Annotated in this window: 20 protein-coding genes and 2 tRNA genes; 17 read left to right on the top strand and 5 right to left on the bottom strand. The window is 70.7% G+C overall.

Going from position 1 to position 23881, the window contains the following annotated elements:
- The first annotated feature begins 36 nt into the window (after positions 1–36).
- The 9 genes from AC0VX6_RS21110 (at position 37) to AC0VX6_RS21070 (ending at position 8292) form a co-directional block, all read left to right on the top strand.
- Positions 37–192: a hypothetical protein gene (locus AC0VX6_RS21110; RefSeq protein ID WP_274974312.1), complete on the top strand. Its 156-nt coding sequence runs from the start codon at positions 37–39 to the stop codon at positions 190–192.
- Between the two features lie 122 nt (positions 193–314).
- Complete coding sequence (locus tag AC0VX6_RS21105) at positions 315–1736, top strand: aldehyde dehydrogenase family protein (RefSeq protein ID WP_475465732.1); 1422 nt, start codon at positions 315–317, stop codon at positions 1734–1736.
- A gap of 187 nt (positions 1737–1923) precedes the next feature.
- The gene (locus AC0VX6_RS21100; protein WP_165435955.1) at positions 1924–2073 is read left to right on the top strand and encodes a hypothetical protein; all 150 of its coding nucleotides are present in this window, start codon (positions 1924–1926) and stop codon (positions 2071–2073) included.
- 85 nt (positions 2074–2158) lie between these two features.
- Entirely contained in the window at positions 2159–2626 is a 468-nt protein-coding gene (locus tag AC0VX6_RS21095) for a ribose-5-phosphate isomerase (RefSeq protein ID WP_274974310.1), read from the top strand.
- 654 nt (positions 2627–3280) lie between these two features.
- Complete coding sequence (locus tag AC0VX6_RS21090; protein ID WP_274974309.1) at positions 3281–4384, top strand: PP2C family protein-serine/threonine phosphatase; 1104 nt, start codon at positions 3281–3283, stop codon at positions 4382–4384.
- Between the two features lie 622 nt (positions 4385–5006).
- Positions 5007–6350: a magnesium transporter gene (mgtE, locus tag AC0VX6_RS21085; RefSeq protein ID WP_274974308.1), complete on the top strand. Its 1344-nt coding sequence runs from the start codon at positions 5007–5009 to the stop codon at positions 6348–6350.
- A gap of 94 nt (positions 6351–6444) precedes the next feature.
- On the top strand, positions 6445–6687 hold the full coding sequence (locus tag AC0VX6_RS21080) for an Rv0909 family putative TA system antitoxin (protein WP_274974307.1): 243 nt from the start codon (positions 6445–6447) through the stop codon (positions 6685–6687).
- Between the two features lie 46 nt (positions 6688–6733).
- Entirely contained in the window at positions 6734–7651 is a 918-nt protein-coding gene (locus AC0VX6_RS21075) for a M23 family metallopeptidase (protein WP_475465728.1), read from the top strand.
- Positions 7652–7794: 143 nt separating this feature from the next.
- A complete protein-coding gene (locus tag AC0VX6_RS21070) occupies positions 7795–8292 on the top strand; it encodes a (2Fe-2S) ferredoxin domain-containing protein (RefSeq protein WP_475465727.1) in 498 nt (165 codons plus the stop codon).
- A 120-nt stretch (positions 8293–8412) separates the two neighbouring features.
- Here AC0VX6_RS21070 and AC0VX6_RS21065 read toward each other — a convergent pair whose 3' ends face one another.
- The 3 genes from AC0VX6_RS21065 to AC0VX6_RS21055 form a co-directional block, all read right to left on the bottom strand.
- Entirely contained in the window at positions 8413–10275 is a 1863-nt protein-coding gene (locus tag AC0VX6_RS21065) for an ABC transporter ATP-binding protein (RefSeq protein WP_475469409.1), read from the bottom strand.
- 170 nt (positions 10276–10445) lie between these two features.
- Positions 10446–10949: an adenylyltransferase/cytidyltransferase family protein gene (locus tag AC0VX6_RS21060; RefSeq protein ID WP_212643229.1), complete on the bottom strand. Its 504-nt coding sequence runs from the start codon at positions 10947–10949 to the stop codon at positions 10446–10448.
- A gap of 309 nt (positions 10950–11258) precedes the next feature.
- Positions 11259–11329: transfer RNA gene (locus AC0VX6_RS21055), tRNA-Gly, on the bottom strand.
- Between the two features lie 117 nt (positions 11330–11446).
- On the opposite strand from AC0VX6_RS21055, the gene AC0VX6_RS21050 reads away from it, so the two are divergent.
- From AC0VX6_RS21050 to clpX, 5 genes are all read left to right on the top strand, one after another.
- A tRNA-Pro gene (locus AC0VX6_RS21050) sits at positions 11447–11521 on the top strand.
- A 226-nt stretch (positions 11522–11747) separates the two neighbouring features.
- The gene (gene tig / locus AC0VX6_RS21045) at positions 11748–13193 is read left to right on the top strand and encodes a trigger factor (RefSeq protein WP_475465724.1); all 1446 of its coding nucleotides are present in this window, start codon (positions 11748–11750) and stop codon (positions 13191–13193) included.
- 217 nt (positions 13194–13410) lie between these two features.
- Positions 13411–14043 (top strand): ClpP family protease, encoded by a 633-nt coding sequence (locus AC0VX6_RS21040; RefSeq protein WP_082768643.1) that lies wholly within the window; start codon positions 13411–13413, stop codon positions 14041–14043.
- A gap of 48 nt (positions 14044–14091) precedes the next feature.
- Positions 14092–14751, top strand: a complete 660-nt coding sequence (locus AC0VX6_RS21035; protein WP_047872141.1) for an ATP-dependent Clp protease proteolytic subunit — start codon at positions 14092–14094, stop codon at positions 14749–14751.
- Between the two features lie 286 nt (positions 14752–15037).
- Positions 15038–16312 carry an ATP-dependent Clp protease ATP-binding subunit ClpX gene (gene clpX, locus AC0VX6_RS21030; protein ID WP_274974303.1) on the top strand — a complete coding sequence of 425 codons (1275 nt, stop codon included), beginning with the start codon at positions 15038–15040 and terminating at the stop codon, positions 16310–16312.
- A 212-nt stretch (positions 16313–16524) separates the two neighbouring features.
- Here the strand turns inward: clpX and AC0VX6_RS21025 are convergent, their stop codons facing one another.
- Positions 16525–17235 (bottom strand): DUF305 domain-containing protein, encoded by a 711-nt coding sequence (locus AC0VX6_RS21025; protein ID WP_274974302.1) that lies wholly within the window; start codon positions 17233–17235, stop codon positions 16525–16527.
- Positions 17236–17558: 323 nt separating this feature from the next.
- Between AC0VX6_RS21025 and AC0VX6_RS21020 the strand changes: the two genes are divergently transcribed.
- From AC0VX6_RS21020 to AC0VX6_RS21010, 3 genes are all read left to right on the top strand, one after another.
- Positions 17559–18935: an LVIVD repeat-containing protein gene (locus tag AC0VX6_RS21020; RefSeq protein ID WP_475465721.1), complete on the top strand. Its 1377-nt coding sequence runs from the start codon at positions 17559–17561 to the stop codon at positions 18933–18935.
- 164 nt (positions 18936–19099) lie between these two features.
- The gene (locus AC0VX6_RS21015; protein WP_475465719.1) at positions 19100–20512 is read left to right on the top strand and encodes a hypothetical protein; all 1413 of its coding nucleotides are present in this window, start codon (positions 19100–19102) and stop codon (positions 20510–20512) included.
- 153 nt (positions 20513–20665) lie between these two features.
- A complete protein-coding gene (locus tag AC0VX6_RS21010) occupies positions 20666–22081 on the top strand; it encodes an LVIVD repeat-containing protein (protein WP_475465717.1) in 1416 nt (471 codons plus the stop codon).
- A 413-nt stretch (positions 22082–22494) separates the two neighbouring features.
- Here the strand turns inward: AC0VX6_RS21010 and AC0VX6_RS21005 are convergent, their stop codons facing one another.
- Positions 22495–23820 carry a hypothetical protein gene (locus AC0VX6_RS21005; RefSeq protein WP_475465715.1) on the bottom strand — a complete coding sequence of 442 codons (1326 nt, stop codon included), beginning with the start codon at positions 23818–23820 and terminating at the stop codon, positions 22495–22497.
- Positions 23821–23881: the final 61 nt, after the last annotated feature.

The raw sequence follows: 23881 nt of genomic DNA, 5'->3' as shown, positions 1-23881 counted from the left end.
GGCCCGCCGCCACGAACGCGAAGGGGGCGGGGGACCGTGTCCGGACCCGACGATGAGCGCAGGGTCGACTTCCTCGACGACCTCGACATCCTGCCCGACACCACCGGAGACGAGAGGGGCCCCGGCTGGGGCGACTCCGACGACGACTCCACCGCGCGCCTCATCGCGGAGCGCCCCCCGCACTGGGACTGATCCGACGGGACACCGGTCCGCCGCCCTCCGCGGGGGCGGCGCGAAACCCCCGGCATCGGGGAAAGCACCGGCCCCGCGCCCCGGGCTGGCCAACCCGAATCGCGTTCTGCGACAGTGGGGCCATGCGATCCCTCTACATCGACGGCGCCTGGCGCGACTCCGCCTCCAGCGAGGCACTGGACGTGGTCAACCCGGCGACCGAGCAGGTCATCGACACCGTTCCGGCCGGGGCCGCGGAGGACGTCGACGCCGCGGTCGCGGCGGCGGCGGCCGCCCTGCCCGCCTGGTCCGCGCTCGCGCCCGGGCAGCGCGTCACCCACCTGACCAAGGCCCTGGAACTGTTCGACGCCCGCGTCGACGACATCGCCGCGGAGCTCACCCGGGACATGGGCGCTCCCGCGGTGTTCGCCCGCAGGGTCCAGGCGGGCCTGCCCGCCCTCATGTTCCGGACCTACATCGACCTGGTCGAGGAGACCGGCGAGCGCTACTTCGGCGGCGAGCGGGTGGGCAACTCGCTCATCGTGCGCGAGCCCGTCGGCGTGGTCGGCGCCATCACCCCGTGGAACTACCCGCTCCACCAGATCGTGCTCAAGGTCGTCCCCGCCCTCCTGGCGGGCAACACCGTCGTCCTCAAGCCCAGCGAGGTCGCCCCGCTCAGCGCCTACGCCCTCACCGAGGTGTTCCACGAGGCGGGCCTGCCCGCGGGCGTGTTCAACCTGGTGTCGGGCACCGGCCCGGTCGTCGGAGAGGCCATCGCCGCCCACCCCCGCGTGGACATGGTGTCCTTCACCGGCTCCACGCGCGCCGGGACCCGGGTCAGCCAGGTCGCCGCGGAGACGGTCAAGAAGGTCGCCCTGGAGCTGGGCGGCAAATCGCCCAACGTCATCCTTCCCGACGCCGACCTGGTCAAGGCGGTCAAGCGCGGCGTCGCCGACGTCATGCGCAACACCGGGCAGAGCTGCAACGCGCTCACCCGCATGCTGGTGCACCGCGACTCCTACGAGGAGGCCGTCGCCCTGGCCGCCGAGTCCGCGGCCAAGTACGCGCCCGGCGACCCCGCGGACGAGGCCACCCGCATGGGCCCGCTGGTCTCCGCCGACCAGCTGGAGCGGGTCCGCTCCTACCTCGCGCTCGGAGTGGAGGAGGGCGCCCGCCTGGTCACCGGCGGCCCCGAACCGGTCGAGGGCCGCCCGAACGGCTACTACGTCAGCCCCACGGTCTTCGCCGACGTCAGCAACGACATGCGCATCGCCCGAGAGGAGATCTTCGGCCCCGTGCTGGTCCTGATCCCCTACGACACGGAGGAGGAGGCGGTCGCCATCGCCAACGACACCGTGTACGGGCTCAACGCGGCGGTGTGGTCCGGCGACCCCGAGCGCGGCCTGGCCGTGGCCCGGCGCCTGCGGGCCGGACAGGTGGAGGTCAACGGCGGCGCCCTCAACCCCCGGGCCCCCTTCGGCGGCTACAAGCGCTCCGGCAACGGGCGAGAGTGGGGCGCCCACGGCCTGGAGGAGTTCTGCGAGGTCAAGGCCGTCCAGCTGTGACGCCGCACGCGCGCCGGGCCCCGCGGGCCCGGCGCGCGGACCGGTGGCGCGCTCCCGCCGACGGATGTGCGCGGACTCACGGCCCCCGCGGCTCCTCGCGCGGAATCGGCCCCGGTGAGAACCACGTTGTGCGGTGTGGAAAAATTTCCGACGGGATATCCCTGGTCGAACCCTAACGAGGTGGAAGTTGAGCAAGAAGCCCGCGGTCTCCAAGGCAGGTCCTCTCGGCAAGGACCTCAAGGCGATCGTCATCTACAACGTGATCGCCATCGGCTCGATGGCCCTCTTCGCTGTTCTCGGGCTGAGCGTCGCCGCTGCGGCCTCCGGCTCCATCTGAGGGACACGAGTACCACCGCGCCCCGCCTCGCCCCGGCGAGCGGGGCGCTGCGCTTGTCACCGCCGTGACCTGCCAGACTGGTCCCGTGCGTGTTTACCTTGGATCAGATCATGCGGGCTACGAGCTCAAAGAACACCTCGTCTCCTGGCTGAGGGAGCAGGGCCACGACGTCGTCGACGCCGGGCCCGCCGCCTACGACGCCGCTGACGACTACCCGCCCTTCGTGCTGCGCGCGGCCGAGGGGGCCGCCTCCGACAAGGGTTCCTTGGGCGTCGTCATCGGCGGCTCCGGCAACGGCGAGCAGATCGCCGCGAACAAGGTCAGGGGCGTGCGCGCGGCCCTGGCCTGGAGCGAGGACACCGCCCGCCTGGCGCGTGAGCACAACGACGCGAACGTGCTCAGCCTCGGCGCCAGGATGCACTCCGCGCAGGAGGCCACCCGGTTCGTGGAGGTCTTCCTCACCACCCCGTACAGCGGCGAGGAACGGCACACCCGCCGCATCGCGATGCTGACGGCCTACGAGGAGACCGGCGAGCTTCCCCAGCTCCCCTGAGCGGTGCCCGCCCGGGACCTCCGCTTCGCTCCGGCCCGCCCGTCGCCCGCCACCGCCCGCCGGGGGCGCTCCGCGACGGGGCGGGACACCGCCCTCGACGGACGCCACGCGCGGCACTTCCCTTGTTCGGGTGCCCTTCGCCGCGCGCGGGGGCGTCCGTACGCGCTGAGCGGCCTCCGGCGCGGGCCGGGGACGAGAGCCCCTGGTCCGCGCCGCTGTGCCGTGGGATCCTGGAAGCGGACCGCGCCGACGGGGCGCGGACCCGACCGGCGGCGGGAGCCCGACCGCGGGGGAGCGTCCGAGAGGGATGAACACCCCGGCTTACGGAACGGTTTTCGGACGCCGGAACGATGCCCGAATCCACACGCTCGGTTATCGGCTGAACCCAAATCCTCGGTTTGGGCGGAGAACACTGCTGGTTGCACGTGCCACGGCGACACCCCCCGCGCTACAGTTCGTGCACAGTTGCGGGCCTCGCTGCCCGCGGCGCGGCGGTGCCCTCCGGTCGGCACCTCCGACCACCACGGCCAGGGCGTGCCCCACACAGCCCCGTACGCCGGCCCCCGGCGGCGACGCGGCCCCCGCGCCCATCCCGACCGTGCCGTCCGAGAACCGAACCCCCGCTGGTGAGCGGGTGTGCAACGCAGGGGACACATGAAGCCCACACCGACCGCCAAGACCACCCGGCTACTGCGCTCCACCGCGCAGCGGCTCGTCGCGGTGCTCCGGCGCAAGGTGCTGTTCCGTTACCGGCTCGTCCTGATCACCCTCGTCGCCCTGGCCGTCGGCATCGGCGTCGGCGCCGTGTGGGGTCCCACCGGCTGGTTCCCGCCCAGTTCCACCATCCTCACCGTCCTCGCGGGCGGCCTCCTCCTCAAGCGCAAGAGCCTGGCCTTCCTGCTGGCCGTGGTCGCCGCCGTCCTGGTCTTCGTGGCCTTCATGCTCGACTTCGGCCAGGTGGGCCCCGGCCTGCTGGTCACCATCGGCGTCACGGCGGTGCTGTCCTACCTGCTGTCGGGGGTGCGCGAGCGCCTCGGCGTCCAGGGGCTCAGCGGCGAGATGATGCTGCTGGACCTGCGCGACCGCCTGCGCCGCCAGGGCAGGCTGCCCCGGCTGCCCGAGGGCTGGGGGCGCACCGCCGTCCTGCGCCAGGCGGGCGGCTCGTCCTTCGGCGGCGACTTCGTCGTCTCCATCCGCAGGGAGAACCGGCTGGACGTGGCCGTCGTGGACGTCTCCGGCAAGGGCGTGGACGCCGGAACCCGTGCCCTGCTGCTCTCCGGCGCCTTCAGCGGACTGATCGGGGCCGTCCCCACCCGCGACTTCCTGGCCCACTGCAACGACTACCTCATGCGCAACAGCGGTGGCGAGGGCTTCGTCACCGCCGTGCACCTGAGCGTGGACCTGGACACCGGCGAGTACCAGATCGCCTCCGCCGGGCACCCGCCCGCGCTGCACTACGACAGCGGCGGCGGGCTGTGGAGCACCACCGAGGCCAAGGGCGTGGTCCTCGGCGTCATCCCCGAGATGACCTACGCCTCCGTCGAGGGCAGGCTCCGGCCCGGCGACGCCATCATGCTCTGCACCGACGGCCTCATCGAGACCCCGGGCGAGGACCTCGACGCCGGGATCGACCGCCTCCTCGGCGCGGCCGAGCAGCTCGTCCCGCGCGGTTTCGCCACCGGGGCGGACGAGATCGTGGACACCCTCAGCAGGGACAAGAACGACGACTGCGCCCTGGTCGTCCTCTGGCGGGACTGAGCCGTCGGGCGGTTTCTGGCGTGCTGGTGGGGTGTCCGGTGTGTTCCCGGGCCGTCCCGCTCCCACCCGTCGGGCGGTTTCTGGCGTGCTGGTGAGTTGGCCAGTGTGCTCCCGGCCCGTCCCGCTCCCACCCGTCGGGCGGTTCCTGGCGTGCTGGTGAGTTGGCCAGTGTGCTCCCGGCCCGTCCCGCTCCCACCCGTCGGGCGGTTCCTGGCGCGCTGGTGGGGTGTCCGGTGTGTTCCCGGGCCGTCCCGCTCCCACCCGTCGGGCGGTTCCTGGCGTGCTGGTGGGGTGTCCGGTGTGTTCCCGGGCCGTCCCGCTCCCACCCGTCGGGCGGTTCCTGGCGTGCTGGTGAGTTGGCCAGTGTGCTCCCAGGCCCTCCCGACGGGTATGGTCGGGGTGCTCCCCGTCCCGCGTACGGCGGTCAGACCGTACACGTCCCCGGATCACCGTGCCCGCCCTTTCCGCCCCCGGAAGACCCACCCGACGCACGGTTCACCACACCAGTGACAACGGGACCGGAGCGGGGCCGTGGAACCACCGGCCCACCGCTTTTCCCAGGATCCGGTGCCGCCCGTGGTGCTTCCCACCGGGCGCAGAAGAATGCGAGGGGGTGCTTCGCATGTCAGAAGGCGAGCGCGCTGAAGAACTGATCGATCTGGTCGAGAACAACGATCTGACCGGTATCCGGCTCTGGTTGGCCGAACACAGGCCCTACGAGATCGCCGACGAACTCTCCCGCATGGACGGCAGCGAGGCGATCATCCCCTTCCGGCTCCTGGACAAGGACCGCGAGCTGGAGGTCTTCGAGGAGCTCGACCCCGGCCAGCAGCAGTCCATCCTGCTCGGGCTGCGCGACACGGCCTTCCACGAGATCCTCGAGGAGATGGACCCGGACGACCGGGCCCGTCTCATCGGTGAGGCGCCCGCCAAGATCGCCACCCGCGCCCTGGCCGGGCTCAGCCCCTCCGAACGCAGGATGACCGCCGCCCTGCTGGGCTACCCCGAGGACTCCGTCGGCCGGTACATGACCCCCGAGACGGTCATCCTGCACCGCGACCTCACGGTGGGCCGCGCCCTGGAGGTCGTGCGGGCGCGGGGGGCCGACGCCGAGACCATCTACACCCTGCCGGTGGTCAGCGACGGCCGCCGCATGGTCGGGACGGTGACCCTGGGCGACCTGGTGGTCAGCGACGACGAACGGCTGATCAAGGACATCGTGGACGTGTTCGCGCCGCGCGTGCGCGCCGCGGAACCGGTCGAGGACGCCGCCCGCCTGATGCAGGAGGCCAACCTGGTCGCCCTGGCGGTGGTGGACTCCGAGGAGCGCTTCGTGGGTCTGCTGACCTTCGACGACGCCCTGGAGGTCATCGAGGCCGCCGACTCCGAGGACATGGCCCTCCAGTCCGGCGCGAGCCCGGTCGGCGAACACTACGTCTCCGTCGGGGTGCTGCGCCTGGTCGGCGCGCGCTCGGTGTGGCTGATGCTGCTCATCGTGGCGGCCACGCTCACGGTCAACGTGATGCAGGCCTTCGAGTCGGCACTGGAGGCGGTCACCGCCCTGGCCCTGTTCGTGCCGATGCTCATCGGCACGGGCGGCAACGTCGGAGCCCAGTCGGCCACCGCGATCGTGCGCGCCCTGGCCGTGGGCGAGGTCCGTGTGCGCGACCTGCCCTCGGTGATCTGGAAGGAGGCCCGGGTCGGCCTGCTGCTGGGACTCCTCCTGGCCGTGCTGGCCCTGGCCATCGGCTCCCTGCTGGTGGGCGTGGACGTCGCCGTGGTGGTGGCGTGCTCGGTGATCGCGGTGTGCACGTGGGCGGCGGTCATCGGCTCGTCCATGCCGCTGTTCGCCCGCAAGGTGGGCGTGGACCCGGCGGTGGTGTCCTCACCGATGGTGACCACCATCGTGGACGCCACGGGACTGCTCATCTACTTCTCCATCGCAACCGTGGTCCTGGGCCTGTGACCTGGTATCCGACCCCGCCCCGGACGCCCCACCGGCATGAACGGGGCGGGAACCGGGTATCGCGACAGGGCAGGACGGATCGAGGGAGGATTACATGTCCGGTACCGGAGATGCGTTCAAACGGCTGAAGAAGGCCGTCGACGACAACGCCGAACACGCCCAGGGCCTGGTCGGCAAGGCCGCCAGAGCCGCCAAGAAGGCCACCGGCGGCGCCCACGACGACAGGATCGACAAGGGCGCCGGAGCCGCGACGGAGTACCTGCGCAAACGCGCTCGGGAGAACGAGCGGACCCGGCCGGACGGGGAGATCCGCCGGGACGGGGAGAACCCGAGATAACGCGGCCCGTCTTCGCGCGGGGCGGGCGGGGCGTCCACAATGGGGGATGCCCTCACCCGCCCCGCGCCGTTCCCCGGCCCCCTCCGGCCGTCCCGTCCCCCGATGGCCGCTGCTGCTCGCCAGGGTCCGCATGCCGCTGATGTGGACGGCCACCCTCGCCCTCCTCGCCGGTTACCTCGGCCTCTCCTGGTGGGTGGGCGGCGTCCTGCTCGCCGCCGCGCTGGCCGTCTACCTGCGGCTGGGCACCGTGCGGTGCGAGCCCCGGGTGCTGGAACCGCCCGTGCGGGGCAGGTGGATGGCGCTCACCAGCCCCGTGGACAGCGTGCCGAGCCAGGGCAGCCACGCCTACGGGCAGACCCACGCGCTGGGCCTGGTCGCCGAACCCGGCGCGGGCGCCCGCCCCGACATCGGCTGGCGGCCGCTCAGCCGCCCGCCGGGAGACTTCCCGGCCTTCGGCCAGCCCGTCCACGCGCCCGCCGACGGGACGGTGGTGACCGCCCACGGGCGTCGGCGCGACCACCGCAGCCGCAACTCCTGGCCGTGGCTGTTCGGCTCGGTCGTGGAGAACACCCTGCGGGAGCTGCGCGGTCCGGCCGGACCGCTCGGCAACCACCTGGTGATCGACGTGGGCGGCGCCTACGTACTGCTGGGACACCTGGAGCGCGGATCGTTGGCGGTCCGCCGCGGCGACCGCGTCCGGGCGGGTCAGACGGTGGCCCGCTGCGGGAACTCCGGCGCCTGCACCGAACCCCAGGTGCGGATGCAGCTCATGGACCGCCCGGGCCCGCTGTTCGCCGCCGGACTGCCGTTCGTGTGGGCGCCGGGGTGGAACGGCCGGGACGGCGGCGCGGGGCTGCCCGAGACCTGGCGTCCCGTGGTGGTCACCGGGCCCGGACACCAGGGTGCGACAGCGACCGGCCCCGGGGGCGTACCCGCTGGTCAGGCGGTTTCGGCCAAGGATTAGGCTGATGAGGTAAGGCGAACCTAACGGTTCCTGGGGTTCGGCGGGAGCGTGAAGGGAGAAGAGTGGACACGGCCCAAGGACGTCCCTGTCAGCTCACGGTGTGCCGGGGCTGCTGCTGCGGTACCAAGAAGAAGGTCCCCGGGGTGGACCACAAGGCGCAGCTCGCCCGACTCAGGGCCATCGACGACCACTCCGGCCGTAGCGTTCCCGTCCGCACCAGCAAGTGCCTGGGCATCTGCTTCCAGGCCAACGTGGTGGTCGTCCAGCCGTCCTCGGCGGGGCGGGCCGCCGGAGGCCGCCCGGTGTGGCTGGGGGAGGTCACCGAGGACAAGCTGGTCGAGGCCGTCGACGACTGGATCTTCGAGGGCGGGCCCGGCATCGCCCCGCTGCCCGCCGTCCTGGCCGACCACGTGACCTCGAAGGACGCCAAGAAGCCGAAAAAGCGCAAGAAGCCCAAGCACTCCAAGGCGGCCAAGAAGGAGCGCAGGAAGGACAGGCGCGAGGGCGCCGCCCGCCCGGGCAAGGACGGCGGGAAGAAGAAGGACGAGAAGTCCGAGAAGAACAAGAAGGACAAGAAGTCCGAGAAGGACGAGAAGAAGGCCGGGAAAGCCAAGGACAGGAAGTCCAAGAAGGGCGGCTAGTCCGGCGGCGACCGACTCCGGGCCCCGGTAGCCCCGCCCCGGCGCCGGAGAGGCTCCCGGCGGGCGGCCGACCGGACGCGCCGGAAACCGTCCCGCCGGGCCGGTCCCCGGCACGGGCGCTTACCGGCCCTGCGGCGCGAACTGGGTCCGGTACAGCGCGGTGTACAGCCCGCCCTGGTCCAGCAGCTCGTCGTGCGTGCCCCGCTCCAGGATCCGGCCGTCCTCCAGCACCAGGATCTGGTCCGCCTCACGCACCGTCGCCAGCCGGTGCGCGATCACGAGCGAGGTCCTGCCCTCCAACGCCACGGACAGAGCCTCCTGCACGGCCGCCTCGGACCCGGAGTCCAGGTGGGCCGTCGCCTCGTCCAGCACCACAACGGAAGGCGCCTTCAGCAGCAGCCGCGCGATCGCCAGCCGCTGCTTCTCACCGCCCGAGAGCCGGTACCCCCGGTCGCCGACCATCGTGTCCAACCCGTTGGGCAGCTGGTCCAGGAGGGCGCCCAGCCGCGCCATCCGCAGCACCTCCTCCAGCTCGGCGTCGGTCGCCTCCGGCCGCGCGTACCGCAGGTTCGCCCCCACGGTGTCGTGGAACAGCTGCGCGTCCTGGGTGACCACGCCGACCGCCTCGCGCAGCGAGCCGCCGGTCACCCCGCGCAGGTCCAGCCCGCCGACGAGCACCCGGCCCTCGGTCGGGTCGTACAGGCGCGACACCAGGTGCGTCAGCGTCGTCTTGCCCGCTCCGGACGGCCCCACCAGGGCCACCATCGTCCCCGGCTCCGCCCGGAACGACACCCCGCTCAGCACCTGCGTGTCCTCGTCCACCGACGCCTGCGGAGCCAGCTCCAGCGACGCCACCGACGACTCCCTCGCCGCCGGGTAGCGGAACGACACGTTGTCGAACTCCACGCCCAGACGCCCCCCGGGCAGGTCCCGGGCGTCGGGGCTCTCCTTGATGCCCGGCTCCAGGTCCAGCACCTCGAAGACCCGGTCGAAGGAGACCAGCGCGGTCATGATCTCCACGTGCACGTTGGACAGCGTCGTCACCGGCCCGTACAGGCGGGCGAGCAGGGTGGTCAGCGCCACCAGCGTGCCCACCTCGAAGGCCCCGCCGATCGCCAGCACGCCGCCGACCCCGTAGACCATCGCCATGGCCAGCGCCGTGATCAGGCCCAGCATGCTGAACAGCAGCGAGCCGAACACCGCCTGGCGCACGCCCAGGTCGCGGACCCGGCCCGCGCGCCGGGCGAACCCCGCCGACTCCTCCTCGGGGCGCCCGTACAGCTTGACCAGCATCGCCCCGCCGACGTTGAACCGCTCGGTCATCAGCGAGCTCATGTCCGCGTTGGTGTCCATCGCGTCGCGGGAGATGTGCGCCAGCCGACGTCCGATCACCTTGGCGGGGACGACGAACAGCGGGACCAGGGCCAGCGCGATCAGTGTCACCTGCCACGACAGGGCGATCATCGTCACGATCACCGCGGTCGCGCTCACCAGGTTGGACACCACCGACTGCAGGACGGAGGTGATCGCCCGCTGCGCGCCCACCACGTCCGTGTTCAGACGGCTGATCAGCGATCCCGTCTGCGTACGGGTGAAGAAGGCGACCGGCATCCGCTGCACGTGGGTGAACACCTGCGTGCGCAGCTGGTAGATGACCCCCTCGCCGATCCGGGAGGACAGCCACCTGCCGAGCAGGGTCAGCCCGCTCTCCAGCACCGCCAGACCCGCCGCGGCGAGCGCCAGCCACACCACCAGCGCGGTGTTCCCGGGCAGGATGCCGCGGTCGATGATGGCCTTGAGCAGGAGCGGGTTGGCGACCACGATCCCGGCGCCGACCGTCGTCACCAGCAGGAAGCACAGGATCACCCGCCAGTGCGGGCGGGCGTAGGAGATGATGCGTCGGGTGATTCCGGGGGGCAGTGACTGCCCCTTCGCGCTCCCGTCGTTGACCAGGGCCCTGTAGGAGGGCCTGCCGGACATCATTGTCATGAACAGCCTCGTTCTGCTTGCCTATTCGCCACGCAAGCGTCAACACCGGTGCGCGTGCGCCGCTTCCCAGGTCGCGCGTGGACGGGGAAGGGCCCGCGCGCGTGACGGGGCGGGCGGGGCCGCCGACCGTCGCGGCGGGCCGGGTGGGGGCGTGCGCGCCGGTGCTAGAGGGAGTGGGCGAGGCGTCCCAGGGCCGCGGTGGTGGACCGGCCGGGGGTGAAGGGCAGCTCCCAGGCCTGCGCGCCGAGGGCGTCGGCGCCGCGGATCTTGGCCTGGGTGTAGCGGTCCCCGGCAGTGTAGGCCAGGGCGGCGGGAGCCAGGGGGCGAAGCACCTCGGCGTAGGAGGCCCAGTCGGCGACCTCGGGCGGCCCCTCGATGACGAACGAGCCGGTGACGCAGGCCAGGGCGGCCACGGTCTCGGCGCGCTCCTCCGCGGGGTTCACAGGGCGTCCCGGGCCCTTCCAGGCGTGCACGCGCGCGTCGGACTCCACGCCCACCACCAGGGGCAGCCCCCGGTCGGCGATGGAGCGGAGGAAGCGGACGTGCCCGACGTGCAGGACGTCGAAGGCCCCGGTGACGACCGCCGGTCGCACCAGGGGGTCGGGACGCTCGAACCAGTGGGCGCTCAGCGCGGTGCCGGGTCCCCGCGTCGCTTCCGTGTCCGTCATTCAACCACCCGTTCGGCAGGCCTGAGGGCGCCCGGATCCGATCGCGCCTGCGGGCTCACCCGAAAGGTCAACGTATCCGTTCGGGACGGGTATTCCTTCCCGGGGCACAACGGTCGAACTCGGTTCGGTTTCGGAACGGGGGAGCGGTCCGCGAATGTGAGCTACCTCACTGGAAAAGTCGCCCGTCGAAATGCCGAAAACGTCCGAAATCACGCATGAAGGAGGGAGAGTGGGGAGGGTAAGAGGTCGTCCCCCGGGGGAAATGGCGAAGCGAGCCGGTGTCCTTGACACACAGCTCGCCCCGAGCGGAGCGGGCGACGAGAATCGAACTCGCATGGCCAGCTTGGAAGGCTGGTGTTCTACCATTGAACTACGCCCGCGTGGCACCGGAGACTTCGAGCGTCCTCTAGACTCGTGGAGCCGACGGGGACAAGACTACAGTCTCCGGAGCCGTGGTCGCACACACCTCTCAGGAGTGCCATCCTTGGTTCGGCACACGGGGTGTAGCGCAGCTTGGTTAGCGCGCATGCTTTGGGAGCATGAGGCCGCGGGTTCGAATCCCGCCACCCCGACGAAACCACCGTGGCAGCGGCTCCGGCCGCGCGCCGTGGCCCCCTGTGTATCTGCCCTAGACTTGGTGCGATCAGCAGGAAACTGTAAGTCCCAGCCCGTCGCAGGGCACCCCAGCTGGATGCGGTCGTCAAGACCCCGGGGGTGCGCGCGTGCCTTTCGCCGTTGTGTGTGGTGCGCCTGCGGGCCGACGCGGACACCAGCCGGCAAACCTAGGAGTACCGCCCCGTGAAGACCGATGTCGAGGAGCTGAGCCCCACCCGGGTCAAGCTGACCATCGAGGTGCCCTTCGAGGAGCTCGATCACGCTTTCGACGTGACCTACAAGTCGCTCGCCAAGCAGGTCCGGATCAAGGGCTTCCGCCCCGGCAAGGCGCCGGCGCGGCTGATCGACCGTTACGTCGGCCGCGGCGCGGTGATCAGCGAAGCGGTCAACCACGCCGTTCCGGAGCTCTACAACGAAGCCATCCAGAAGGAGGAGCTCTTCGCGCTCGGCCAGCCCGACGTGGAGGTCACCAAGCTGGAGGACAACGACGAGCTCGCCTTCACGGCCGAGGTCGACGTCCGCCCCAAGTTCGAGGTCGAGAACTACAAGGGCATCGAGGTCACCGTCGACAGCGCCGAGGTGACCGACGAGCAGGTCGACGAGCAGATCGGCACCCTGCGCGAGCGCTTCTCCACCCTGGTGGGCGCGGACCGCCCCGTCGAGGACGGCGACCACCTGTCCATCGACCTGTCCGCCGCCGTCGACGGCGAGAAGCTCGAGGACGTCGCGGTCAGCGGCTACTCCTACGAGGTCGGCACCAACACCATGCTGGAGGGCCTCGACGAGACCCTGCGCGGCATGGAGGCCGGTGGCGAGGCCACCTTCTCCACCACCCTCGTCGGCGGTGAGCACGAGGGCCGGGAGGCGGACGTCACCGTCACCGTGCACAGCGTGAAGGTCAAGGAGCTGCCCGAGCTGGACGACGAGTTCGCCCAGCTGGCCTCGGAGTTCGACACCATCGACGAGCTGCGCGCGGACGTGCGCAACCGCATGGGCGAGGTCCGCCGCCTCCAGCAGCTCTCCGCCGCCCGCGACAAGGCCCTGGAGCAGCTGATCGACTCCGTCGACATCCCGCTGCCCGAGGCGGTCGTCGAGGAGGAGATCACCCGCCGCCGCCAGAGCCTGGAGCAGCAGCTCGCGCAGAGCGGCCTCACCAAGGAGGCCTACCTCGAGTCGCAGGAGAAGACCGAGGAGGAGTTCGACGAGGAGCTGACCACCGGCGCCCGCTCCGCGGTCAAGGCCGGGTTCATCCTCGACCAGCTGGCCATCCAGGAGGACCTGAGCGCCGACCAGGGCGAGCTCAGCCAGTACGTCTTCGAGCAGGCCCAGCGCATGGGCGTGAGCCCGGACCAGCTGGCCCAGCACCTGGTCGAGTCCAACCAGATCCGCGTCGCCTTCACCGAGGTCGTCCGCGGCAAGGCCATGGACCTGGTCCTGGCCGGCGCCCGGATCACCGACGAGGACGGCAACGTCGTCGAGCAGGAGAACGCCGAGGAGGAGGCCGCCAAGGCCGCCGCCGTCGCCGCGGGTGAGGCCCTGGAGGCCGTCGAGGACGACGCCGAGAGCGACGCCGCGGACGCGGCCGACGAGGCCAAGGCCGACGACGCCAAGGCTGACGAGGCCAAGTAGGCACCCGGTAGCCCCGGGCTCCGCGCGTACGGGCCCCGTCCGACCCTCCGGGTCGGGCGGGGCCCGCGTCGTGTTCGCCTGTGGAAGAACGCCCTGTACGGAGACCGTGCCACCCTGCGCTCAAAGCGAACAGGGGCGCGAACCGGACGAGCGCGGTGCCGCGCGGCGTTAGTGTCGCTGTATCGCAACCGTTTCGATTCCGGAGCAGGTGACGAGAGTGCCGTCGACCTTTGAAGAGTCCCCGCGTTTCGACGCCCGTACGTCGGAGACCCAGATTTCCCCTTTGCTTGAGCAGACGCCTCAGCGCCTGTTGCGCCAGCGAATCGTCTTCCTCGGCCAGCAGGTCGACGACGAGATCGCCAACCGCCTGGTGGGTGAGCTGCTGCTGCTGTCCGCGGAGGACCGCCAGCGCGACATCACCATGTACATCAACTCGCCCGGCGGTTCCGTGACCGCGGGCATGGCGATCTACGACGTCATGCAGTACATCCCCAACGACGTGCGCACCGTGGGTATCGGTATGGCCGCGTCCATGGGCCAGATGCTCCTGTGCGCCGGAGCGCCGGGCAAGCGCTACGCGCTGCCGCACACCCGCGTCATGATGCACCAGCCGTCGGGCGGTATCGGTGGCACCGCCTCCGACATCCGCATCCTGGCCGACCAGCTGCTCTACGTGAAGAAGATGTTCATCGAGAAGATCTCCGAGCACACGGGCCAGACGGTCGAGCAGATCGAGAAGGACGCCGACCGCGACCGCTGGTTCACGGCCCAGGAGTCCAAGGAGTACGGCTTCATCGACGAGGTCCTCGAAGGGACCCTCGACGTGACCCAGGGCCGAACCCAGAGTTGATCCGTCGGACCTCATCCCAGGAACGGCGCAGTGCGTGGAAGGCGTGAAATGACCGAGTTCAACCCCAGTCTCATCGGCGGCGCGGCCTCGATGGCCCCCCAGGGTCGCTACGTCCTGCCGTCCTACGTGGAGCGGACGTCCTACGGCGTCAAGGAGATGAATCCGTACAACAAGCTCTTCGAGGAGCGGATCATCTTCGTCGGCGTCCAGATCGACGACACGTCGGCCAACGACCTGATGGCCCAGCTCATCACCCTGGAGCAGCTCGACTCCGAGCGGGACATCCAGATGTACATCAACTCGCCGGGCGGCTCCTTCACCTCCCTCATGGCGATCTACGACACGATGCAGTTCGTCCGCCCCGACATCCAGACGGTGTGCATCGGCCAGGCCGCCTCGGCCGCCGCGATCCTGCTCGCGGGCGGGACGGCGGGCAAGCGCGGCGCGCTGCCCAACGCCCGCATCCTGATCCACCAGCCCGCGACCGAGGGCATGCACGGCCAGGCCAGCGACATCGAGATCCAGGCGAACGAGATCACCCGTATCCGTACGCAGCTGGAGACCACCCTGGCCCGCCACACCGGGCACTCCGTCGAGAAGGTCTCCAAGGACATCGAGCGGGACAAGATCCTGACCGCCGAGGAAGCCAAGGACTACGGCATCATCGACTTCGTGCTGCCCTACCGCAAGGCCTCCCTGAAGTCCTGAACGCAGGGCCGCGGCACAGCCGGACGGCCTGACCGGGCGCGCGTACGCGGCGCCGGGCAGGGCGTCCGGGCGAAGGTGAAGCGCAGGCCGGACCGGCCCATGACCCGCCTGGGGGAGCCCGGTGGTGAAGCCGGTCCGGTTTTTCGCTTAGTCTGACGGAGAGCGACACACAGATCGCCTCGTCCGTGACCACCGCTGTGGACGGTCACGGAAGATTTTCGACTTCCGGGCGGTTTCCCGCGCGAGCGGCACCGACGGGGCGGCCTTAGTTTTGAGGAGTGGCTGGGTGGCACGCATCGGCGACGGCGGGGACCTGTTGAAGTGCTCGTTCTGCGGCAAGAGCCAGAAGCAGGTGAAGAAGCTCATCGCCGGCCCCGGCGTGTACATCTGCGATGAGTGCATTGATCTGTGCAACGAGATCATCGAAGAGGAACTCGCCGACGCCACCGAGCTCACCTGGGACTCCCTGCCCAAGCCCCGGGAGATCTACGAGTTCCTGGACTCGTATGTGATCGGTCAGGAGCAGGCCAAGAAGGCGTTGTCGGTGGCGGTGTACAACCACTACAAGCGGGTGCGCTCGGAGGGGGACCGTCCGGGCGAGGAGGATGTGGAGATCGCCAAGTCCAACATCTTGCTGTTGGGGCCGACGGGGTCGGGCAAGACGTTGTTGGCGCAGACGTTGGCGCGGATCCTGAACGTGCCGTTCGCGATCGCGGACGCGACGGCGCTGACGGAGGCGGGGTATGTGGGCGAGGATGTGGAGAACATCCTGCTCAAGTTGATCCAGGCGGCTGACTATGACGTGAAGAAGGCCGAGACGGGGATCATCTACATCGACGAGGTCGACAAGGTCGCGCGTAAGAGTGAGAATCCCTCGATCACTCGGGATGTGTCGGGTGAGGGGGTGCAGCAGGCGTTGTTGAAGATCTTGGAGGGGACGACGGCGAGTGTGCCTCCGCAGGGTGGGCGGAAGCATCCGCATCAGGAGTTCATTCAGATCGATACGACGAATGTGTTGTTCATCTGTGGTGGTGCGTTCGCGGGGTTGGAGAAGTTGATCGAGTCGCGGACGGGTCAGCAGGGGATGGGGTTCAACGCGGTGTTGCGTCCCAAGGGTGAGCTGGGTGGTTCGGCGTTGTTCGGTGAGGTGATGCCGGAGGATCTGTTGAAGTTCGGGATGATTCCGGAGTTCGTGGGTCGGTTGCCGGTGATCACGAGTGTGCATGATCTGGATCGTGAGGCGTTGATCCGGATTTTGACGGAGCCGCGGAATGCGTTGGTGAAGCAGTATCAGCGGTTGTTCGAGTTGGATGGTGTGGAGTTGGAGTTCACGCCGGATGCTTTGAACGCGATTGCTGAGCAGGGGATTATTCGGGGTACGGGTGCGCGTGGGTTGCGGGCGATTATTGAGGAGGTGTTGTTGTCGGTGATGTATGAGGTGCCCAGTCGTGAGGATGTGGGTCAGGTGATCATTACGCGGGAGACCGTGATCGACAACGTCAACCCCACCATCGTCCCGCGCGCCCAGCTGCGCCGGACCCGCCAGGAGAAGTCCGCCTAGCAGCGTCCTCCCGGACCCCGCGCCCGCGTCCTCCGCGTCCGCGACGGGTCCGGCGGTACCCTCCTGAGGCCCGCGTCCCGCTCTCCGGCGGCCCGCCCGCGGGACGGGGTCCAACACACGCGAGGGGGCGCCCCTGGTCGGGGCGCCCCCTCGCGTGTGTCCGGGGGCGCGATCCGCCCCCGCGGGGACGGACGCGCGGGGGACCGTCCGGCCTACTCCAGCGCCTGCTCCATGCGCGCGATATCGGCCCTCTGCTCGGCGATCACGTCGTTGGCCATGCGCATCACCGTCTGGTCCCTGCCCTCGGCCAGCACCTCCTCGGCCATGGTGACCGCGCCCTCGTGGTGGGCGGTCATCAGCTCCACGAAGAGGCGGTCGAACTCGTCGCCCTCGGCCGCCGCCAGCTGCTCCAGCTCCTCCTCGGTGGCCATGCCCGGCATGTCGCCGTGGTCCACCTCCAGTTCGCAGGTGGGCACGTCGCCGCTCTCGTCGTGATGGGTGCCGTCCCCCTCCAGCCCGCAGAAGTTCTGGTGCGCCGGGTTCTCCCTGGCCGGTCCGAAGACGTTCTCCTCCAGCCAGCTCTCCATGGCGGTGATCTCCGGGCCCTGGGCGTCGGCGATGCGGTCCGCGATGAGCTCGACGTCCTCGCGCTCGTGGCGCTCGGGCACCAGGTCGGTCATCTCCAGGGCCTGCGAGTGGTGCTCGATCATCATCACCAGGTAGGTGACGTCGGCCTCGTTGTGGCCCTGCTCCTCGGCGAGGGCGGCGATCTGGTCGGCCGTGGCGGGGGAGGACGACTCCCCGGGCGCGCCGGGGGCGATGACGTTGGCCGACTCCTGCTCCTGCCCTTCCCCCCCACCCGTACAGGCTGAGGCTCCGAGCAGGGCGAGAGCGGTTCCGGCCGCGAGTACCAGGCGACGCACGAGGTGTCCTCCGATGGGGTGGGGTGCGGACGGGGCCGCCGCACCGGCGGGCACTGTGCCTTGGGGCAACGTCCTGCGGGCTTTCTTACTCACTCGACGGGTGTTCTGTCCAGTCCCGGGCCCGGGTCGGTGCCATCCCGTTCGACTTCGCGCTGCCGGGCGGGGGAGCCGGGACGCCTGTCAACCCGGGGACTTCTGCATGCTTTTGGCCTTCTGAAGTGTTTTATGTCCGTTCTCGGCGTTTCGTCTGGTTATTACCAATGTAGAGGAGTAAAACCCATAGTAGCCAGTTGGATGCTTTGTGTATTTCCGGGGGGTGTGCGGTGGTGTCGGAGACGCGAAGGCACGCGAACGGACTGCGGTGGGGGACGCTCGGAACGGCGCCCCTCCTGGTCACCGCCCTCTTGGCCGTCCCCGGGGCGAGGGCCGACGGGGTGAGCACCGGCGGGGGCGTCGTGCACGTGGCCAACCTGCCCAGGCCGGAGGGGCTGGACGGCGCCGCGTCCTACAACTCCGACCTGGCCTTCAGCGGCGACTACGCCATCGGCGGCAACTACGACGGCTTCGTCGTCTACGACATCTCCGACCCGGAGAACCCGAGCCGGGTGTCCACGGTCGTGTGCCCCGGGAGCCAGGGCGACGTGTCGGTCAGCGGCGACCTGCTCTACCTCTCGGTGGACTACCCCCGGGCGGGCACCGAGTGCGGCGCGGCCTCGGTGCCGACCACAGACCCGGACGGTTTCGAGGGCATCCGGATCTTCGACATCTCCGACAAGGCCAACCCGCGGTACGTGTCGGCGGTGCGCACCGACTGCGGCTCGCACACCAACACCCTGGTGCCGGGCAAGGACGGCGAGCGCGACTACGTGTACGTCTCCTCCTACTCGCCCTCGGAGGACTTCCCCAACTGCCAGCCGCCGCACGACAGGATCTCCGTCGTCGAGGTGCCGCTGGCGGACCCGGCCTCGGCCCGGGTGGTCAGCGAGCCGGTGCTGCTGCCGGACGGCGGCCACGGGACCACCACCGGCTGCCACGACATCACCGCCTACCCCGAGCGGGACCTGGCCGCCGCGGCCTGCCTGGGGGACGGCCTGCTACTCGACATCTCCGACCCGGTGAACCCGGTCGTCACCGAGGTGGTCCAGGACGAGAACTTCGCGTTCTGGCACTCGGCGACCTTCACCAACGACGCCCGCACCGTGGTCTTCACCGACGAACTCGGCGGCGGACACGCGGCCACCTGTGACGCCGGGACGGGGCCCGAACGGGGGGCCAACGCGGTCTACTCGCTGGACCAGAGCGGGGCGGAGCCGAAGCTCGAATTTCGGAGCTACTACAAACTGCCTCGTCATCAGACCGAAACTGAGAACTGTGTGGCGCACAATGGCTCGCTGATCCCGGTGCCCGGCCAGGACTACTTCGTGCAGTCCTGGTACCAGGGCGGCGTCTCGGTCATCGACCTCAACGACCCGACCGCCCCCGAGGAGATCGGCCACTTCGACCGCGGCCCCTGGAACCCCGACGCCCTGACGACGGCGGGCTCGTGGTCGGCCTACTACTACAACGGGTACGTCTACTCCTCCGACATCAGGCGCGGGCTCGACGTGCTCCGGCTCACCGACCCCCGCCTGGCGGGGGCCGAGGAGGTGCGGATGGAGGAGTTCAACCCGCAGTCGCAGCCCTCCACCCCCTCCGGCTGAACCGTCGGCCGCGGCGCCCGGGGTTAGGCGCCTTGTGTAGTCGAATCGGGCCAGCTGGACACTGTGTTAAGAACAAGGTTTCTTTTGTCTCCCCCTATACATATAGATGTTGAACTGTGTACCTTCTTCCTGTTTCGCTCCAATCAGAATCAGGAGTACACAGGATGGCGTCATCCCCCCCGACCCCCACCTCCCGGCGCGCCAGACGCGGACTGACCGGAGTCTCCCTCGCCGGAGCGGCGGTGCTCATGGTCGGACTCCTCGGCCCGGCCTCGGCAGCGGCGGACGACGAGTTCGCCAGTGACGCCGACACCAGTGCCAACATCACCCATGTGACCAACGTCCCGAAGACCGAGGCCATGAGTGACTTCAACTCCGACCTGGCCTTCAGCGGCGACTACGCCATCGGCGGCAACTACAACGGCTTCGTCGTCTACGACATCTCCGAGCCGGAGGAGCCGCAGGTCGTCTCCGAGGTCCTGTGCCCCGGCGGCCAGGGCGACGTGTCGGTCAGCGGCGACCTGCTCTACTTCTCGGTGGACTACCCCAGGGCGGGCACCGAGTGCGGCGCCCCCTCGGTGCCGACCACCGATCCGGACGGTTTCGAGGGCATCCGGATCTTCGACATCTCCGACAAGGCCAACCCGCAGTACGTGTCGGCGGTGCGCACCGACTGCGGCTCGCACACCAACACCCTGGTGCCGGGCAAGGACGGCGAGCACGAGTACGTGTACGTCTCCTCCTACTCGCCCTCGGACCGCTTCCCGAACTGCCAGCCGCCGCACGACAAGATCTCGGTCATCGAGATCCCCGTCGACGAACCGTCCGAGGCCAAGGTCATCGACACCCCGGTGCTCTTCCCCGACGGCGGCAACACCGGCACCGCGGGCTGCCACGACATCACCGTCTACGCCGAGCGCGACATCGCCGCGGGCGCCTGCATGGGCGACGGCGTGCTGATGGACATCTCCGACCCGGCCGCGCCGGTCGTCACCGAGGTGGTCCAGGACGACAACTTCGCGTTCTGGCACTCGGCGACCTTCACCAACAACGGCCAGACCGTGCTGTTCACCGACGAATTCGGCGGAGGCGGCGGCGCCACCTGCAACGAGGAGATCGGCTCCGAGCGCGGCGCCAACGCCATCTACGCCATCGGCGGCGGCCAGGAATCCCCCGACCTGGAGTTCGAGGGCTACTACAAACTTCCCCGCCACCAGGCCGACACCGAGAACTGCGTCGCGCACAACGGCTCGCTGATCCCCGTCCCCGGACGCGACTACTTCGTGCAGTCCTGGTACCAGGGCGGCGTCTCGGTGATCGACTTCAACGACCCGGCCAACCCCCGGGAGATCGGCCACTTCGACCGCGGCCCGATCAGCGAGGACAACCTCGTCCTGGGCGGCTCCTGGTCGGCCTACTACTACAACGGCTACGTCTACTCCTCCGACATCACCCGCGGACTCGACGTCCTGAAGCTGGAGGACCCCCGGTTCCGGGTCGCCGAACAGGTGCGGATGGACGAGTTCAACCCCCAGTCCCAGCCCGAGTACCGGCCGGGCCGCGGCAACGGCCGCTGACCGCACGGGCGCCCCGGGCCCCGAGGGGAACCCGGGGCGCCCGCCCGAACGCCGCCCGGCCCGTGGCCGGGTGACGAACGACCGGGGCCGCGGCCGTGTACGCCGCGGCCCCGGCGCGTCCACCCCCACCCCCTAGTGCACACAGGAGAACCCATGCCCGCACCTCCCGCAGCACCACGGGCCAGGAAGGCGCTGCGGCGCACCGCGGCCCTCGCGTCCGCCGCGGCCGCGTCCCTGCTCCTCGGGCTCCTCGGCCCGGCCGCCGCCCAGGCGGACGAGGCGCCCGCCGAAGACATCCACAGCGACAACATCACCCACGTCGCCCACACGCCCAAGCCCTCGGCCGTGCGCAACGTCAACTCCGACCTGGCCTTCAGCGGCGACTACGCCATCGGCGGCAACTACGACGGCTTCGTCGTCTACGACATCTCCGAGCCGGAGGAGCCGCGGGTCGTCTCCGAGGTCCTGTGCCCGGGCGGTCAGGGCGACGTGTCGGTCAGCGGCGACCTGCTCTACTTCTCGGTGGACTACCCCAGGGCGGGCACCGAGTGCGGCGCCCCCTCCGTCCCGGTGACCGATCCGGACGGTTTCGAGGGCATCCGGATCTTCGACATCTCCGACAAGGCCAACCCGCAGTACGTGTCGGCGGTGCGCACCGACTGCGGCTCGCACACCAACACCCTGGTGCCGAGCAAGACCGGCGACAGCGACCTGATCTACGTGTCGTCGTACTCGCCGTCGGAGGCCTTCCCGAACTGCCAGCCCCCGCACGACAAGATCTCCGTCATCGAGGTGCCGCACGACGCGCCCGAGGAGGCCGCGGTCGTCAACGAGCCGGTCCTGTTCCCCGAGGGCGGCAACCACGAGCAGGACGGGCTGCTGCTGCCCACTCAGGGCTGCCACGACATCACCGTCTACGCCGAGCGCGACATCGCCGCGGGCGCCTGCATGGGCGACGGCGTGCTGATGGACATCTCCGATCCGGTGAACCCGGTCGTCACCGAGGTGGTCCAGGACGAGAACTTCGCGTTCTGGCACTCGGCGACCTTCACCAACGACGCCCGCACCGTGCTGTTCACCGACGAGCTCGGCGGTGGCGGCGCTCCGACCTGCACCGAGGAGGTCGGTCCCCGGCGCGGCGCCGACGCGATCTACGAGGTGGGCGGCGGCGACTCGCCGGAGCTGGAGTTCGCCAGCTACTTCAAGATCGACCGCCACCAGGGCGACCAGGTGTGCGTGGCGCACAACGGCTCGCTGATCCCGGTGCCCGGCCAGGACTACTTCGTGCAGTCCTGGTACCAGGGCGGCGTCTCGGTGATCGACTTCAACGACCCGGGCGCCCCGAGCGAGATCGGCTTCTTCGACGTGGACTCCCGCGTCGAGGAGGGCGTACAGGACAACGACACCTGGTCGACGTACTACTACAACGGCTACGTGTACTCGTCCGACATCGAGCGCGGCCTGGACGTGCTGCGGATCGACGACCCGCGCGTGCGCGCGGCCGAGCGGGTGCGGATGGAGGAGTTCAACCCGCAGAGCCAGGAGAGCTACCGGCCGGGACGGCGCTGACGGCGGGTAGGGGCTGACGGGCTTCCCGGGCCCGCGACCCGGGCGGGGGCGGTGCCGCGGCACCGCCCCCGCCTCCTGTGCATGGCCCGCTCCTGTGCCATGGACTCCCGCTTTGTGCCCGGACCCCGGCCCCGGGCGTCGGGCGTCGGCCCCCGGACGCCGGACACGAACCGGCGGCAGGAGCACGGGGAGTTCTCCACAGCGGCGGGAGAGCGCTTCCGGGCCGGGACCCGGCGGCGTAGGCTCGATTCCGGGGGAGCCGCGCCCCGGCGCCGGGGAACCCCGACCCCCCGTATCCGAGTGTTCCGCGTCGGCGCCCGGCACCGCCAGAACCTCCTCCGACCTGTGGACGACGCGGGCGGTCGGGGTCGGGGTCGGGGTCGGGCGGTCGGGGGCCACGCGGCCTCGCGGTCTCAGCCGAAGAGGCGGTCGGTGGGGGCGTCCACGGCCTCCAGGACCCGGCCGGTGAAGTAAACCGTGCCCAGGGCCAGCACGCGTTCGCCGAGCGCGCGCAGGGCCGCGGGGGACAGGTCCGCGGCGTCCATGCGGCCCCAGTGTTCCGGCAGGGCGTGCTCGAAGCGCAGGTGGGCCTCGGGCAGGCGCACGGCGGTCACGGGCAGGTCGCCCAGGACCTCCACCGCCCCCGACACGTCCTTGTGGTCGGGCAGGCACAGCAGCACGTGGTCCACCCCGCCCCACAGCCCGCGGGCGTGGGCCAGGGCGGCGGCGACCCCGTTGCGGTCGATGGCCGAGTCCACGACCACCTCGGCCTCCGGTGCGGTGCCGCCCCCCACCGGGTCACCGCCGGATGCCCCTCCGACACGGCCGGACGCTCCTCCCGCCCCCGCGGGCACGGCGTGGCGGGACAGCCTCCCCGGCAGCCGGACGGTGCCCAGCACGGCGTGCAGCCGCTCCGGGTCCAGGGGCGGGCGGCCCAGGTGGCCCAGCATCCGCGCCGCCGCAGCCGTCCCCAGCACCCCCGAGGCCGCGGACAGCCCCGGCGGGCGCAGACCGGGCGGCGGCTCCACCCCCGGCAGGTCCGGATCGACCACCTCGGCCCGCACCCGGCCCCCGGTGGCCTCGGCCAGGGCGGCGTCGGCCGCAGCGGCCACCTCCGCGGTCTGCGGCAGGCGCACCAGCGCGCGGGTCCGCTCCCCGGCCACCCGCGCCTTCTCCCGGGCGATCTGCGCCACGGTGTCGCCGAGGACGCCCACGTGCTCGGCGAAGACCTTGCCCAGGGCGACGACCTCCGGGCCGACCAGGCGCAGCTCGTCGCGATGACCGCCCATCCCGGCCTCCAGCACGCACACGTCGGCGCCCACCTCGACGGCGCGCAGCAGCCCCGCCACGAGGAACAGCCCGCTCGGTGCCAGGTGGCCGCCGAACTCCTCCACCGTCGGCAGTTCCCGTCGGGCGGCGTCGATCCGGGCGCCCAACACGTCCAGTTCGGCGTCGGACACCGAGGTCCCGTCCACCCGTACGCGCTCGCGGTAGGAGCGGAAGCTCGGCCCGGTGACCAGGACCGTGCGCAGCCCGGCCGAGGACAGCGCCGCCGCGGCCGTCGTCGCCGTGCTCCCCTTGCCCTTGGACCCCACCACCCCCAGTACCGGGGGGCGGCGCGTGTCCAGCCCGAGCACGCGCATCAGCGCCGTGGCACGCTCCAGGCTTCCGGTGCGGTCGCGGGGGCGGTCGGGGCGGCGCCGCGCCCACTCGGTGAAGAAGGGGTCAAGTTCGAGCATGGCACCAGTATGGTCTGCGCGACACAGGCCGCCGCTTCCTTTACCCGGGGACCGTGCCCAG

The organism is Nocardiopsis sp. iso_25, from assembly GCF_056173305.1.
This window is presented reverse-complemented; position numbering and strand designations above follow the sequence as displayed.